This is a genomic window from Leptolyngbya sp. FACHB-261 (assembly GCF_014696065.1).
Taxonomy (GTDB): Bacteria; Cyanobacteriota; Cyanobacteriia; order FACHB-261; family FACHB-261; genus FACHB-261.
This window is the reverse complement of record NZ_JACJPL010000017.1, coordinates 26,159-40,613: the sequence shown is the minus strand read 5'-3', so window position 1 is coordinate 40,613 and position 14,455 is coordinate 26,159. Positions and strand designations below refer to the sequence as shown.

The 14,455-nt window shown below is 50.1% G+C and carries 15 protein-coding genes; 10 read left to right on the top strand and 5 right to left on the bottom strand.

Annotated features, from left to right (window positions below):
- The first annotated feature begins 138 nt into the window (after positions 1–138).
- From H6F94_RS09310 to H6F94_RS09290, 5 genes are all read left to right on the top strand, one after another.
- Positions 139–357: a hypothetical protein gene (locus H6F94_RS09310; protein WP_190801965.1), complete on the top strand. Its 219-nt coding sequence runs from the start codon at positions 139–141 to the stop codon at positions 355–357.
- A 116-nt stretch (positions 358–473) separates the two neighbouring features.
- Positions 474–692, top strand: coding sequence for a hypothetical protein (locus tag H6F94_RS09305; protein ID WP_190801964.1), 219 nt, complete (start codon positions 474–476; stop codon positions 690–692).
- A gap of 81 nt (positions 693–773) precedes the next feature.
- Entirely contained in the window at positions 774–998 is a 225-nt protein-coding gene (locus H6F94_RS09300; RefSeq protein ID WP_190801963.1) for a hypothetical protein, read from the top strand.
- Between the two features lie 543 nt (positions 999–1,541).
- Positions 1,542–3,710, top strand: coding sequence for a caspase family protein (locus H6F94_RS09295; protein ID WP_190801962.1), 2,169 nt, complete (start codon positions 1,542–1,544; stop codon positions 3,708–3,710).
- 97 nt (positions 3,711–3,807) lie between these two features.
- A complete protein-coding gene (locus H6F94_RS09290; protein ID WP_190801961.1) occupies positions 3,808–5,247 on the top strand; it encodes a serine/threonine-protein kinase in 1,440 nt (479 codons plus the stop codon).
- A gap of 74 nt (positions 5,248–5,321) precedes the next feature.
- Here H6F94_RS09290 and H6F94_RS09285 read toward each other — a convergent pair whose 3' ends face one another.
- Positions 5,322–6,224, bottom strand: a complete 903-nt coding sequence (locus H6F94_RS09285) for a Tll0287-like and HAMP domain-containing protein (RefSeq protein WP_199320312.1) — start codon at positions 6,222–6,224, stop codon at positions 5,322–5,324.
- Between the two features lie 476 nt (positions 6,225–6,700).
- Between H6F94_RS09285 and H6F94_RS09280 the strand changes: the two genes are divergently transcribed.
- The 3 genes from H6F94_RS09280 to H6F94_RS09270 all read left to right on the top strand — a co-directional run bounded on the left by H6F94_RS09280 (position 6,701) and on the right by H6F94_RS09270 (position 10,087).
- A complete protein-coding gene (locus tag H6F94_RS09280) occupies positions 6,701–7,957 on the top strand; it encodes a sigma-70 family RNA polymerase sigma factor (protein ID WP_190801960.1) in 1,257 nt (418 codons plus the stop codon).
- The gene (locus H6F94_RS09275) at positions 7,954–9,168 is read left to right on the top strand and encodes a DUF1822 family protein (protein ID WP_190801959.1); all 1,215 of its coding nucleotides are present in this window, start codon (positions 7,954–7,956) and stop codon (positions 9,166–9,168) included. The genes H6F94_RS09280 and H6F94_RS09275 overlap by 4 nt, the downstream gene beginning before the upstream one ends.
- Positions 9,169–9,322: 154 nt before the next feature.
- Entirely contained in the window at positions 9,323–10,087 is a 765-nt protein-coding gene (locus H6F94_RS09270; protein WP_190801958.1) for a hypothetical protein, read from the top strand.
- Between the two features lie 91 nt (positions 10,088–10,178).
- Here H6F94_RS09270 and H6F94_RS09265 read toward each other — a convergent pair whose 3' ends face one another.
- The 3 genes from H6F94_RS09265 to H6F94_RS09255 all read right to left on the bottom strand — a co-directional run bounded on the left by H6F94_RS09265 (position 10,179) and on the right by H6F94_RS09255 (position 11,338).
- Positions 10,179–10,385 carry a peptidoglycan-binding domain-containing protein gene (locus H6F94_RS09265; protein ID WP_199320311.1) on the bottom strand — a complete coding sequence of 69 codons (207 nt, stop codon included), beginning with the start codon at positions 10,383–10,385 and terminating at the stop codon, positions 10,179–10,181.
- A 12-nt stretch (positions 10,386–10,397) separates the two neighbouring features.
- Positions 10,398–10,535: a hypothetical protein gene (locus H6F94_RS09260; protein ID WP_190801957.1), complete on the bottom strand. Its 138-nt coding sequence runs from the start codon at positions 10,533–10,535 to the stop codon at positions 10,398–10,400.
- 161 nt (positions 10,536–10,696) lie between these two features.
- Entirely contained in the window at positions 10,697–11,338 is a 642-nt protein-coding gene (locus H6F94_RS09255; RefSeq protein WP_190801956.1) for a TetR/AcrR family transcriptional regulator, read from the bottom strand.
- A 200-nt stretch (positions 11,339–11,538) separates the two neighbouring features.
- Between H6F94_RS09255 and H6F94_RS09250 the strand changes: the two genes are divergently transcribed.
- Positions 11,539–11,988 carry a response regulator gene (locus H6F94_RS09250; protein ID WP_199320310.1) on the top strand — a complete coding sequence of 150 codons (450 nt, stop codon included), beginning with the start codon at positions 11,539–11,541 and terminating at the stop codon, positions 11,986–11,988.
- A gap of 150 nt (positions 11,989–12,138) precedes the next feature.
- Here the strand turns inward: H6F94_RS09250 and H6F94_RS09245 are convergent, their stop codons facing one another.
- Positions 12,139–13,227: a calcium/sodium antiporter gene (locus H6F94_RS09245; protein ID WP_190801955.1), complete on the bottom strand. Its 1,089-nt coding sequence runs from the start codon at positions 13,225–13,227 to the stop codon at positions 12,139–12,141.
- A gap of 232 nt (positions 13,228–13,459) precedes the next feature.
- On the opposite strand from H6F94_RS09245, the gene H6F94_RS09240 reads away from it, so the two are divergent.
- Positions 13,460–14,227: a Mut7-C RNAse domain-containing protein gene (locus H6F94_RS09240; RefSeq protein ID WP_190801954.1), complete on the top strand. Its 768-nt coding sequence runs from the start codon at positions 13,460–13,462 to the stop codon at positions 14,225–14,227.
- The last annotated feature ends 228 nt before the right edge of the window (positions 14,228–14,455 follow it).

The following is a 14,455-nucleotide window of genomic DNA, read 5'->3' as shown; positions in this document are numbered from 1 at the left end:
TAAAGGTAGCTCTACCTCCATCGCTGCTTAAGCCAAGCTGCATAAACGGCAAGAGTCAATCCTCTGTAGAAAGTGAAGCGGTTAAAACACTCTGCTTCAGATAACCTCACTCACTTACCCACTACTAGGAGCAATCCAATGAACACTGAACTGAGCCAAGCCCAAAGCGTTGAACTGTCTGATGCTGAACTCGAAGGCGTTGCTGGCGGCGTCGCTCTCGGTAATGCAACCGGTGATGCTTTCGCCTTCGGTCAATTTGTAGCGGCCACTGACGTTAACAACGAAACCTTCGCTATCTCAGCTGGTGGCGTCAATGCTGCTGGTTCTAAAGGTAGCTCTACCTCCATCGCTGCTTAAACCAAGCTGCATAAACAGCAGGAGTCAATCCTCTGTAGAAAGTGAAGCGGTTAAAATACTCTGCTTCAGATAACCTCACCCATCTCACTCACTTACTCACTACTAGGAGCAATCCAATGAACACAGAACTGAGCCAAGCCCAAAGTGTTGAACTGTCTGATGCCGAACTCGAAGGCGTTGCTGGCGGCGTCGCTCTCGGTAATGCAACTGGCGATGCTTTCGCCTTCGGTCAATTCGTAGCTGCGACTGACGTTAACAACGAAACCTTTGCTATCTCAGCTGATGGCGTCAATGCTGCTGGTTCTAAAGGTAACTCTACCTCTATCGGCGCTTAAGTTAGAACAGAGCTTCTATCTCTGCTTTAGTTAACCTCACTCGTCTCACTTACTCACTTACTCACTACTAGGAGCAATCCAATGAACACAGAACTGAGCCAAGCCCAAAACATTGAACTGTCTGATGCTGAACTTGAAGGTGTTGCCGGTGGCGCTGCTGCAGCCTTCGCTGACTCTCAAGCCTTCGCTGATGGCGACTTCCTAGTTCTGACCGGCAGCGATAACTTCAGCCAAGCTATTGGAGCATCAGCAGTTGGTGTTGACGCTGGTACCGCCGCCTCGGTTTCCACGGCAATCGGAGTCTAAGCCAAGGTAGGTAAGCCTAGCTTCCTAAATACAGCTCTCAATGCAGCCCTCGCCGTAACGGTGAGGGAATGCTTTTTTTGAGGATTGAGCTTAGTATTCGTTTAAGTGTTACGAAAACAATACAAATTCGCTAAACCAGTAGTGAGGAGTTATACATCACCGAGAATCACCCGTTCAGGTGATCCAACTAGGGGAGTTGCAAACCTCAGTTCCCTGATGTAATTACCTGAGTGTTGCCACCGTTACAGCCCAAGCCAACATTTACAGTTCTTAGGGTAAAGACTCAGCATTCTCAGATTCGGATATTTGTACCCGGTTCTGCTACTGGATATATAATAATGGCGCCGAGCAAGTTAAATGTATCGGTTCAAACATAGACTGGTTCGAGGTACTGCAACAGATAGGGAGATTTGAACAAACAATAGAGGTAGCAGAAGAAAAGGCTTTTGAACGCTACTTACCACGGCTGGTATATTTCGAGACATCTCTTTTAAATCCCTTTTAATTGGTTCGTCTGAACTTTTCTCGTTTCAGATCACTCTAATGCCTATTAGTCTTAGAACCAGTTGCTCTACACAAGCCCTAGAAACCGGTGAGGCCAAACTCTGGGTTCTGCTGGTAGGGGTCAACCAATACCAGGACAACAGCCTGCCCGCCTTGTGCTACTCCGCTCCAGATTGTCAGGGGCTAGGCAAGGCGTTGGCTGAGGCAACCAGGGCATTTCCTAACAAAGAAACCATTGCTCACCACGATTTTTCCGAACAGCTTCCCAAGCTAGCAACAGTTCGAGCTAGCCTGAGGCGAGTGGTAGCAGAAGCCAAGGCGCAGGATACTGTCCTGTTCTACTTCTCCGGGCATGGGGTGCTGGATGCTGAGAGCCAACAGTCCGTTCTCTGCTTATCTGATACTGACAAGAGCAACCTCGTCGGCACGGGATTACCGGTTCAAGGCTTATTACAGACTCTAGACCAATGCGAAGCCCATGCGCAGTTGGTTTGGCTAGATGCCTGCCACAGCGGCGACATGACCATGAGGGGTGCTAGAGGTGAGGCAGCTCCCGTGCTGACTCGTCCTGACCCAACCCCTACGCTTGTGCATGTCCTGCGGCAACGGGCAGCTCGCAGCAAAGGGTTTTATGCTTTACTATCCTGCGATCAAGGGCAGCGCTCTTGGGAATTTCCTGAGCTAGGCCACGGCGTCTTTACCTACTACCTGATGCGTGGACTCAGGGGCGAAGCCGCAGATGCTCAAGGCGTAATCGATGCAGACGGCCTCTACAAATACGTCTACCAGCAAACCCTGCAATACATCGATAAGACGAACCAGCAGGTTCGGCTGATCAATCAGCAAAAACGGAGTCAGGGGAAAAATGACTTCTATCCCGAATACTCGCAACAAACGCCAAAACGGATCGTTGAAGGGATTGGCGAACTGGTTCTCGGCCTAAAGCCAGACAAAACGAGGCCCCAGCATCCCCGACAAGCTCTGGTGGTGCAGGGATCAACGGACAACCAGAAAGCCATCGCCCTGAGCAAAGTACTGGCTGGCATTGGCGGCTTCGATTTGGGCTACTGGTGCCCCCCGGCGAAGTCAGAGGCAGAACCTCAACGAGCGATTCACACTTGCCTGCATTGGCAAAGTTCCTCTGAAACCGAACTATTTACCAGCTTTACTACCACCAAGAAGACAGCAACCGCATTACTGTACCTACGCGGCGAGATCGAGGAAACCGAGAATGGCGAAGCCTGGCTTGTCCTGAGCGAAGGCGTGAAAATCAGTCGCTCTTGGTTGAGGCAACAACTACGCCGCTCAGACATGACCCAGCAGATCCTCATCCTGGACTGTCCTGGAGCCACTACCCTCGCTGACTGGGTAGAAGACCTGAAACAGGGGCCTGAGCAGGGACAATGTTTAATTGCTGCCGCTGCTCCAGCCACAGAACCAGACCAGTTCGCCCAAGCCCTTTTACAAACCCTAGTGATTGGGAAGCGACAAACTGGGCTTCTAGCTGCCGAATGGATTGCCCAACTCAAAACCCATCTGGCCGAAACGCAGATCACGCTCCACGCCTACTTGTCGGGAAACCAAGGTCTAATAGAAGTCTTGTCCGGCCCAAAGTCAGAACTCAACAGTTCGGAAGCAGTAAAGCCTTCTGGGTCTTCTGGTCTGGCCTCCACTCCAGCCAGGTCACAGTCCCAAGTTAGTTGGTCTCTTTCACCAGAGCAATACTCCAGCCTGGAGCAAGAACTGGCAGACTTGGTCGGGCCGATTGCTCCCACCCTATTGCGTCAAGGCTCAGCTCGGGCTCCCAACCCCAAAGAACTAGTTGAGAATTTGTTGCCTTACCTACCTGCGAAGCGACGAATCGAGTTTGAGTGGTGGGCAACTTCGTTGCTAGAGAACAGTGCCATTCGACCGCAGACCCGCTCAGATCACTCTAGTTCGACCGCTTCAAAAACAACCGGTCTGAAAACTCAGGACTCAAGGTTACATGCCTCACAAACCCTAAGCGGTCAAGCAATCTCTGAAGGCTTCGTTCATCAATGCGAACGAGAGCTGGCAGAGCTTGTGGGACCAATTGCGACTTTTCTGGTTCGGAAGGTTCTGCAAACTAATCCTCGCCTTTCCCAGATCGAGTTAGTGGAGTCTTTGGTCACGGCGATTTCTGAACCTCAAAAGGCATCCGAATTTCGTCAGCGCCTGATTGCTTGAACCTTACTTGGAGGTAAACAAATTTCAGGATTCAGGTGCTCCAGGATTCAGGTTTGGCTGCAAGATACTCAGCAGGGCGCTGTAGGCGAATTGCACTATGCAAGGAGAGTTACTAGACGGACGTTATCAGATCACCCAAGTCTTGAGTGAGGGTGGCTTTGGTCAAACTTATCTTGCTGAAGATATTCGCCGTCCCGGTCGTCCGATTTGTGTCGTCAAACATCTCAAACCTGCTAGTAACGACCCAGCGTTCTTGCAAACAGCTCGGCGTCTTTTTATCAGTGAAGCAACCGTTTTAGAACAACTGGGTAGTCATGATCAGATCCCTCGGTTGCTGGCCTACTTGGAGGAAAACCAGGAGTTTTACCTGGTGCAGGAATTCATTCAAGGCCATTCTCTGCAAGCAGAGTTAAAACGCGGTCAGCGCTGGACCGAAGGCCAGGTTACTCACCTGTTGTACGAGGTTTTGAGCGTTCTGGGGTTTGTGCATGGCCACGGCATGATCCACCGAGATATCAAGCCGACCAACGTTCTTAGACGGCAACAAGATAGCAAATTAGTCTTGATTGATTTCGGGGCAGTTAAGCAAATCCAGACCCAACTCACAGCGCCGGGGCAGAACAGTTTGACCGTTGCCATTGGCACACCTGGCTATATGCCGAATGAACAGGCCTATGGCATGCCCCGTTCCAATAGCGATATCTATGCTTTGGGCATGATCGCGATTCAGGCCCTCATAGGGTTGCACCCCACCCGCTTCGAGAAGGATGCTCAGACTGGCGAGATTCTCTGGCAGCACCAAGCTGAAGTCAGCGCTGAGCTTGCAGCGGTGATCACCAGGATGGTGCATTTCTACTTTAAAGACCGCTATCAAACGGCGGCAGAAGTTCTAGAAGTGCTCCGGCCGTTAGTTCGTGCTTCTCCTAACCTTTCTTCGGCTTTTGTCCAGCAGGAGGCGTCTCAGCCCTTGCCAATGGGGTCAGAAACGGATCTATTCTTACCTGCTGAAGCCGACCGGGGTTCGGTTCCGCCTGTCTTAAGTTCAGTAGAGCCGCAGTCTCATTCGGAGCTTTCCGCACAACAATATTCGCAGCTCGAGCAAATTTTTACTGACCTAGTCGGGCCAATCGCGCCCACTGTGCTGCGACAAGTTTCGGCAAAGGCTCCTGGTCTTCAGGAAGTGGTGGACAGCTTAGTGATGCATCTCCGTCCCGACCAGCAACGAGAATTCCAACAGCGAGCAACATCTCTATTTTTAGAGCCCAAAGCCCAGCCTCAAGCTCAGTCCAGATCGCAGCAGCTGAGTATCCGGGAAGCAACCCAGCAATTATCAAGCTTCAATAATCAGGCCAGCAAGGATTTCATTAACCAGTGTGAGCAAGCTTTGGCTGAGCTTGTGGGGCCAATCGCAACTTTTCTAGTCCGGAGAGCTCTGAAGTCTAAGCCTCAAATCTCCTCAACGGAGCTGGTAGAGACCTTAATGGCAGAAATTCCTGAGGCTAGTAGGGCTGAGTTTCGTCGGCAGCTTCTCTTCTGAATTTCTGGTTGAATCGCTTAGGCTTGGAGATTTGCTTCAACAAGCCGGTAACCTACTGATTTCCTCGGAATTCTCTACTGATTAATGAATTTCATCGCTATCTCATAGCTAGACTTCATGCGCCCGAATGCCTTAGATAAGGCCCCAATTTCGTCGTTGGTATCGTCTACGAAGTCGATATCCATTTTGCCAGTGCTGACCTCATGCGCAACCTTGCTCATGCGTCTGATCCTGCGGATAATCGTTCGCCTCAGCAAGAGGTTGATCAGAAGAATGACGATGGTAAAGATCGCAATCAAAATCCCCATAACCAGGGAAAGAGACCGCTGAGCATTGTTTAGGATTTCGCCAGACGGAACCGAGATAACTTGGGCAGCAACAATCTCATTGAGCTTCCAGCCAAAACCATTCTCGGTACCATAAGTCGTAATCTGGCTCTTAGGAGCAGCCTCTGGTGTCGAGTGACACTGCAAGCAGCTCTCTTTGGTAATCGCTAGCGGACGGGCAATGTAAAAAGATTCTGTGCCGGGGAGGCTACGGAAACCAGACAGTTCTTTGAGTCCTGGCTCGCTACGAAAACGCTCTACCAATTTAGCTTCAAAGTCATCTGCCTTATCTCGCAGGTTGGTCGGGTTGAGAGTCGCTTCTTTATAAAAGAAGTTGCTGTAATCGCTGTTTTTGCGCAGATCCTCAAAAACTTCGGTGGCAGCATAGGCCGGCACTGTTTCTGGCGTGAACGTCGGTTCAGTTTCTACTCTCGGTGCCAAGAGTGGATTGATGTGCTCACTGGTGTAAGTTCTGACCGAGTTCATGCTTTGGATCAGCAGGAGGGCTCTAGAGGTCATCTCCTGCTGGGCGGCCTGCTCTAGTACTCTTGACAGGGCAATCCCGCTGACTAAGATGCCACCAATAAAGACAGTCATTAAGAACAAATTAAACTTGGTGCCAAGCTTAGCGTCCTTCAATATTTTTAACATGGATCTAGTCCTTCAAAAAAGTTCGCACTCTTGAGTACGGCATTAGCACACCACTGATATAGAGGTTGCGGTTGAGCAGGTTATGCAGCCGGCTACTGTTAAGCAAGAGACGAAGAGCCAACGGAGCCATGAGGAGCTGGAGGGAGTACATAATCCACAGATTAATTCCCTGTGCGGATTGTACTTCTTAAGAGAGCTATCATACAACCTATTGGCTTCGCCTCTGCACTTAGCAAATCCCACTAGCCTAAGACTTTACATACCACACGCTGTATCATAAATTACAAAGGCTAGTCACCTGACGAGACAAATTGGAATTCTGACCATTTGTATATTGCCGTCTTAACGGCAGCAGTCAAGACTTTAGGCGATTTTCTAAAGAACTGGGCTCTGTTCGTAAACTCCAGGTAACCTGGATCTCCATGAGGATCCTTGGAGGTCCACCTAGATCCAGTCTTCAAACTTAGCAATTTGTCATGCGCTCTCGTCAAAGCATCCTTGAGATTTTTTCGACCTTTGTGCAGTTTGATGCTGACAGCTTCAGCACTTGGGTCAGTGATGCCAAACTGCGTCGTAGCATGAAGAACTGTTTGGAGCAGCTTGAGCTAACGAGAAAGTCTGAGGACTTTTGGGCCCTTTACTGGCATAAGACTTGGCAAGCTGAAATATCTGATGCCTTGAGTGAGCAACCTCGCGCTCAAGCGGCTGATCTGGCTAAAGCGCATCTATCTGCATATTTGCAAGAAACCTGTTATTGGGCTGCCCGCAAAATTGCTACCAACCTATCGAGTAACCAATATGCTTTATCGGACTGCTTTCAAATCGCCATTGGTAAGATAGACAAGGTTTTAGAGGGAGTTAACCTCAGCCAGGGGGCGACCCTGAAAAATTACGCTAGTGCTGTCTTCGGCAGTGCTATCCGAGAGCTCCTGCGCCAGCGCCAAGAAGTTGATATCTGCACTGATTGGGCTTTGCTACGCAAGCTGAGTAAGAAAAAGCTTGTAGAGTCTCTGCAAAATGCTGGCTTGGCACCATCCCTAGTTGCCTACCATCTTCTGGCCTGGAGCTGTTTCAATGCGGTTTACGCGCCAACTCGCACAAATGCCACTCGCAAACTGACACGGCCCGATGACTCGGTGTGGGAGGCCATCGCCGCGCTCTACCGGGAACAACGTCACGAGCAGCTACCGTCGTCCGAACCTCTGCCGACCGCCCAAACGCTTGAACAATGGCTCAAAGCCTGTGCCAGAGCTGCACGGCAGTATATGTCGCCTGAGGTGAGCGCTCTCAATGCCCCTAACTCCTTAAATTCAGGCGAACTTCTCGACAATTTACCTAACGACCCAGCAGTCATCTCAGGTCTGGATGCTCAAATTGCTGAGGAAGAGGAGCAACATCGTCAAGCTCAGCGAGCTGACATGACTGGCGTTTTGATTGAAGCGATGGGTCGCCTTGAACCCCAGGCGCAAAGACTACTTCAGCTCTACTACAGCCAGGAATTTACCCAGCAACAGATCGCCGCTCAGCTAGACGTCAAACAGTACACAATTTCTCGCCAGCTCACCAAGCACCGGCAGTTCCTACTCGATACGCTCGTTCAGTGGAGCCAGGGTGCCCTGCATACTCCTCTAACTTCCGACCTCATTAAAGATGTCGGTGTAGCCCTGGAGGAATGGTTGAAGGTTTACTACCGCCAACCTGCCCTTCAAACGCCAAGAGAGGATTTGACATGACTTCTGACCCAGCCTTACTAGAACTTGCCGATCCCAGCCAATTGGGATTGGAACTCCCCGATGATCTGCAAGAGCAGGCTTGGCAGCAGAGTCAGCGCCTCTCTGCCGCCTCGGATCGATGGAACGCTTATATCAACAGCCTTTGCTTAAACGCTTTCCTGCCCTGGCTACAGGAGCAGGTCCCTGAAGCGACGGTCTGGCCAGGTTCAAGAGCCCTAGCGAGCATCTGGCAATTCACAACTGGCACAGCAATTACACTCAGTGCAAGCAGGGTGCTGCCATTCGTTCAGGCTCCCTCTGCCCATCCCTCTGGTGAGCGACTGGTGCTGATTCCCAGCGAAAGCATTGATATGAGCGAGCTGCGTGTGCCCCAGGAGTGGGTGGATATTCCCGAGTGGGCAGCGGACTACTACCTCTTCTGTTCAGTCAGCCCTGATGATGGCTGGATGCAAGTGCGGGGATACACGACCCATCACCAATTGAAAACTTTAGGAAACTATGACGCGGCTGATCGCACCTACAGCCTGGATGCAGATGCCCTAATCGCGGACTTGAATGTGCTGTTGATAGCCCGCCAGCGCTGCCCAGAGGAAGTTACGAGAGCGGCGATTGCACCGCTACCTGTTCTGCCCTTGGCGCAGGCTGAAAATTTATTACAGCGATTGGGGAACCCATCGCTTGCCCTGCCCCGTTTAGCTGTGCCCTTTACCCTTTGGGGTGCTTTGATCGCTCACGGTGGTTGGAGACAGCGCCTACACGAACGTCGCCAAGGACTACAGGAGCAATGGTCAATTCTGCAGTGGCTACAGGCTGGCGTCTCAGAACTGGCTGAATTGTCTGGGTGGGGACGAGCGGAACTGCAAGCCAACCCCCTAGGATCGCGGGGAGCCGCACAGGCCACTCCCCTCACCGTTCTATCTCGCTCTTTGGTGATTGCAGGTGAACCCTACGAGCTCAGCGTTCTGCAAGGCGATTCAGTACAAGCTTGGCGCTTCGAACTGCGAGCCTCATCATTAGGTGGTCGCATTCCTAGCGGCTTCAAATTGAGGTTGCTCACCGAAGATTTGCAAGGCTTCGAGAATAACGAAACCACTGCAACTAAGGCTGTAGAACAACTCTACGTTGAGGTCGCCCTCGAACCCGGCGAGTCACTGGTTTGGGAAGTAGAGCCCACACCTGAAAATTACGAGCGGGAAATTTTGCGGTTCTAAATTATCAGTTGATTCTCAGTTCTCAGTTGGTGCTTCTCAGTCAAAGAATTACTTCGAAACCAGTCGCAGATTACCTTCAAACATGAACACTACCTGTGGTTCTGCAATACCCAGTCAAAGGGCGGCCAGACGCCTAAGTCTGCTGACAGCTTCTGTGCTTGGCCTCTTCATTACTTCACCCAGCCAAGCTGCTACCCTGGCTTCTTCCCAAGGGATATTTAAGCTTGATAACTTTAATCAGAACTCCAACGCAGTCAGAACCTTCACAGATGTAAACTCGCTAGCAATTGCACCATCAGGTACTGTCGATGCTTCAGCCCAAGCAGACGCGTTGTTTAGCAATCTCCCAGCTCTGGCGTCTAATACATCCCTAAGCCAAGTCACCGGCGACGGCAGTAACTACTTAGGGCTAGCGCAGAGCCGAGCGCAAGTTGTGGGAGATTTCTTAACAGAAGCAGGCCAATCTTTCTCTTTCAACTTCGCGGGTTCCCTGGCACTGGCAACCTCAACAGACAACCCACAATCTGAGCATGCTAGGGCTACGGGTAGTCTCTCTCTCTTGGTATTTGATAGTACGAATAGTGCTCAGCCAACTCTATTAGACTTTCTTGTGATCTCTGGTCAACTGGTAACCTTTGGGGCTGGGGATTTTCTGAATTTTGAGAAAAGCCAAAACATTACTTTTGACTTAGGCTCGCCGTCCTTCCAACAGTCTTTTGGCAGTAAGCAAGAATCTGCTGGGGCATCGGTAAAAGGCTCTCTGCAACGTAGTTTTGCTAGCGCGACTCGGCTAACGATTGTAGAAGTGAACTCCAATCAGGCAAGTGTCAAAACTGTGCCCGAGCCATCAAATCTGTTAGCTCTATTGTTCATTGGCTGGCTGGCCGTTAGGATTCGAGCTAAAGCTATCTTGGCATGAGAATTGAGCAAAGTTTTCTTCGATCTAGACAATGAGGAAACCTCAATGCATGGATTGAAGTTCCCTCACTATTACAGATCTAATTGGGGTCCTAGTTGGCTACTGTAGGCACAATCAGCGCTTGCCAGGTATCAGGACCGACAACACCGTCTTGGGCTAAACCCGCAGCTTGCTGAAAATTTTCAACAGCAGCTGCCGTTTCATCACCGAAATAGCCTGTGACCGGCAGATTAGGCCCGTAGCCTTCACTGATCAGCAGCCGTTTGGTCCGCAGAATAGCCCTGAAGACTTTGTCCAACAGTTGCCTGCATCAGAGCTCAAGCGCATTCACGTCTACCTGGATGCAGGCAAGAGCGATACTGACTTGCTCGCTTCTACTTAAGCCTTTCACCAAGCGCTGGGTCAACTGAACGTTGCCAATGTTTTCTATGCCTTCCCAGGAGGACATGGCCTTTCTGGCCCCGACTTCGGTTGGAACTACTTCCACAAACATTTGAAAGATTCTTTGACCTACGTCGGTGAGCAGTTCAACAGCGCCTTACAGCAGCAAGGCAAAACTCCATAATATTAATTCAAGACGTTAGTTCTAGACGTTAACTTAAAACCTTTTCAAGTTAATTCAGGTTCAAAATGGGGTTTTAAGTAGTTAAATATTGCACTTTTAATTTCATTGACCATCTCCTGCTGAATGACTGGCTCTTGCGTGAAGGAGAGTAATTGCACAGCACTGACCATTTCTACACTCACTTGCGCCATTAATGTTCGTTTAGTCAAAGGTAAATCGGCCTGACGCAGCGCAAAGAAAGCCGCTAGCTGTTGGGCCAACTCTCGGTTCAGCTCACTGTATATGCCCTGCAATTCTGGGGAGAGGCGAACTTGAATGGGTATAGCCTGATATTCAGGCTGTGAAGTGTAGAAACGATCCAAAACATCAATCGTGCGAGTAACAAACTCTGCTAGCGGCATCTGCGCCGCATCTGGCCCAACAGCTGTAGCAAATAGTTGACGCATGTGGGCGGCCCAGCGTTCGGTGAGGGCCGCGAAAACAGCAGCGCGGTCTGGAAAGAAGCGGTACACCGACCCCTTAGAGGTGCCAGCCCGGAGAGCAATTGCCTCAGTCGTCATACCCTCGTAGCCAACCTCACTGAGAACCGCCAAAGCAGCATCTAGAATCTGTTGGAGCCGTTGCTGGCTGCGAGCCTGCCGGGGTGGACAACGCAAGGCGGCTGACGAAGAGAGCAAGCGGTTCATGCTTATGATGCTATCGACAAACGTGACGAATAGTCATATTCTAAGGGCAGCTCAGGCGAGGGCAACCGGGGTAGCCTTGATACTTACCTTAAAACTCAGGGCATTAAAACTCAGGGCATTAAAATCTAGAGCCTTAAGCTCCAGGGCATTAAAACCTGTGACACTGAAACCTGGGACACTGAAACTTGGAGCCTTGAAACTTGAGTTTTCCAGCTCATGCCAAAGAGATGTCGCTCGTTGAGCAAGAAGTCATGAATTTGAGCGGTTTGCGGGTGCTAGTCGTCGACGATGACCAAGACTCCTGTATGTTGTATCGTTCCATTCTTGAGTTGTTCGGTGCCACTGTCCAAGTCCAGCATTCGGCGGAAGAGGCCCTTAAAGCTATACATACCTTCAGCCCCAACGCCCTGCTCTGTGACATCGTTATGCCCGAGATGGATGGTTATAGCTTCATACGTGAGGTACGCTCACGCGGGTTGCAAATCCCCGCAGTAGCGGTAACCGCACAGATTCGTGCTGTAGACCCTTTGGGTGTTCAAGATGCCGAGGATGCCCAAGCAGCAGGCTTCGACTTCTATATTGTTAAGCCTGTGGAGCTGGATGCTCTAGTGGCGATGGCGGGCCAGTTGATAAGCTGCTTGCAAGCTTAAGCTCCATCTTTTCGGCCTTTTATTGGAGAGAGTAGCCGACCTTGATAGGTACCCAAGAATCAGCGATAGGCTCATTCTCTCAGGCGAAAATTGATTCCTCCCTCACAATCATCTCCTGTTTTTTCTAGTTACTGATGTGGTTAGTTGTCATTAACTACGCCTTGCCCGCAGCGAACGTAAAGTGAGCAAAGCTAGAGTGATAGTGGTGATAGGAATGACAAAAAGCATCAGGGCACCACTGAAAATAGGCAGGGTTTCGTGTTGAGTCGAGTCTAGAATCAGATACACGGTGTAGGCAACGTAGTAGCCGAGAAAGAGGGCACCCTCGCGACGAGTGATGATGCAGCCAGTGAAGAAGATGGGCAAACAGGCAATCGCCACAGCAATCATCACGGGAATGTCAAATCGTAAGGCAGCCGCTGAGACTTGGATGCCATCAGGAGCAATCATACTAGAGAGGCCCAGCACCACCAGAATATTGAAAATGTTGCTGCCTACCACATTGCCTACTGCAATATCTCGTTCACCCCGCATACTGGCAATTACCGAGGTAGCAACTTCCGGTAATGAAGTGCCCGCAGCAATAATGGTGAGACCAATGACTAGTTCACTGATACCGGCTGCTTGAGCGATGGTAACGGCTCCGTCCACTAGCCAACGAGAGCCCAGGACTAGCAAAGCCAGACCAACAACGATTAAGGCACCGTTGAGCAGCCACTGTTGCGCAGACATACGACCTGAGTTGCCATACTCCTGAGCAAACTCATCCTCAGTCATATTGCTTTTTTCTTTGCGACTTTGATAAATCAGAAAAGCGGTGTAACTGACTCCCCCTATGAAGAGCAACACGCCATCGAGCCTGCTGATTTTGCCATCAAATCCCAAAAGCAATAGCAGGATAGATGTGCCAATCATGATCGGTACATCCAGGCGAATCAGTTGTCGAGAGACGGCTAAAGGGGTAATGAGAGCGGAAACGCCAAGAATAAACAAAACGTTGAAGATATTACTGCCTACTACATTGCCCAGGGAGATGTCGGCCTGACCTGCCAGACTGGATTGCACACTCACTGCCATCTCAGGGGCGCTGGTGCCGTAGGCAACGATGGTGAGGCCAATAATCAGCGGCGAGATCCCGATGATGGCTGCCAGACGCGAGGCACCTCGCACGAGAGCTTCTGCTCCTACGACAAGAAGCACAAGACCAAGCACTAGCAAGACAATCACGGTGATGTTCACGTTTGTTCAGAAGATATTGACTGATCAAGACATTATAGGAGTGTGAAATCGGAGAACACAAATCTTGAGCCGCGTCAACAATTCGACATGAATTTTATTGAGATTCGTAGTTCGGCTCGATTGGGATATTTTTGAAGTTAAACACCGTTTTTTCTTGCTCATATTTTCTTGAAAGTTTGCTTCTGAAATTCTCGTTAAGTTCACATTCGATTTTGCAGGTGGTCATTTGTTTATGAGGAAAGCCCACTTTCGCTTTTATGCTGAACTCAATGACTTTCTGGCTCCTGAGCGAAGACAGGCGAGGTTCAGTCATTGCTTCAGAGGCCATGAGTCAGTCAAAGATTTAATTGAGTCGCTAGGTGTCCCTCATCCAGAGGTCAACCTCATTCTGGTCAATGGTGAATCAACCGACTTCTACTATTCAGTACAAGACGGAGACTGGCTTAGTATCTACCCGGCCTTTACGACTATTGATATTGAACCAGTTAGCCGAGTGCAACCCCAACCTCTGCCTCAAGCTCGCTTTGTCCTAGATATCAATCTTGGTCGCCTAGCAACCTACCTGCGGATGCTGGGATTTGATGTGTTGTACTGGAACGATGGCCAAGACGAGGACTTAGCTCGCCTCTCCTGTAATGAGGAGCGGATTCTACTGAGCCGGGACCGGGGCTTGCTAAAACGCAGTATAGTCAATCACGGTTATTGCGTTCGCTCTACTGATCCTCAAGAGCAGTTAGTTGAAGTTCTACGACGCTTTAATCTGTTTGGAGCGATTATGCCGTTCCGGCGATGTCTGAGTTGCAACAGCGAATTAGAACTGGTTGCTAAGGACAGCATCCTGGAGCGGTTACCACCTCAAACTAGACAGGACTATGAGGACTTTCGCCTCTGCCCCCGTTGCGACCAAATCTACTGGCAGGGTTCTCATTACCAACGGATGCAGCAATTCATCGAGCAAGTTCTTCAGCAGCAACCGCTTCAGCATAGGCTGAAAACCTAGGTTTTAATACCTAGTTGAGCAGAGATTGAATCCCGTTATGCCGAGACAACCATAACAGAACTTCGTAATCTCAATATTGTGCAAAGCACACAGAGTACAGCTTACTTCCCTCGAGGTACGAGGCTAGCCTAAAACCAAAACCCCAGATAGAGATACTTCTCAATATCAAAGCCTACAACTGAAATAATTAGTTCTGAAGCTGTTTGAATTAATCCACCTCAGTTAAAG

Excerpts from the sequence above, each read along its gene's own strand:
- H6F94_RS09310 (WP_190801965.1), top strand. The coding sequence starts at position 139 with ATGAACACTGAACTGAGCCAAGCCCAAAGCGTTGAACTGTCTGATGCT.
- H6F94_RS09305 (WP_190801964.1), top strand. The coding sequence starts at position 474 with ATGAACACAGAACTGAGCCAAGCCCAAAGTGTTGAACTGTCTGATGCC.
- H6F94_RS09300 (WP_190801963.1), top strand. The coding sequence starts at position 774 with ATGAACACAGAACTGAGCCAAGCCCAAAACATTGAACTGTCTGATGCT.
- H6F94_RS09295 (WP_190801962.1), top strand. The coding sequence starts at position 1,542 with ATGCCTATTAGTCTTAGAACCAGTTGCTCTACACAAGCCCTAGAAACC.
- H6F94_RS09290 (WP_190801961.1), top strand. The coding sequence starts at position 3,808 with ATGCAAGGAGAGTTACTAGACGGACGTTATCAGATCACCCAAGTCTTG.
- H6F94_RS09285 (WP_199320312.1), bottom strand. The coding sequence starts at position 6,224 with ATGTTAAAAATATTGAAGGACGCTAAGCTTGGCACCAAGTTTAATTTG.
- H6F94_RS09280 (WP_190801960.1), top strand. The coding sequence starts at position 6,701 with ATGCGCTCTCGTCAAAGCATCCTTGAGATTTTTTCGACCTTTGTGCAG.
- H6F94_RS09275 (WP_190801959.1), top strand. The coding sequence starts at position 7,954 with ATGACTTCTGACCCAGCCTTACTAGAACTTGCCGATCCCAGCCAATTG.
- H6F94_RS09260 (WP_190801957.1), bottom strand. The coding sequence starts at position 10,535 with ATGTCCTCCTGGGAAGGCATAGAAAACATTGGCAACGTTCAGTTGACC.
- H6F94_RS09255 (WP_190801956.1), bottom strand. The coding sequence starts at position 11,338 with ATGAACCGCTTGCTCTCTTCGTCAGCCGCCTTGCGTTGTCCACCCCGG.
- H6F94_RS09240 (WP_190801954.1), top strand. The coding sequence starts at position 13,460 with ATGAGGAAAGCCCACTTTCGCTTTTATGCTGAACTCAATGACTTTCTG.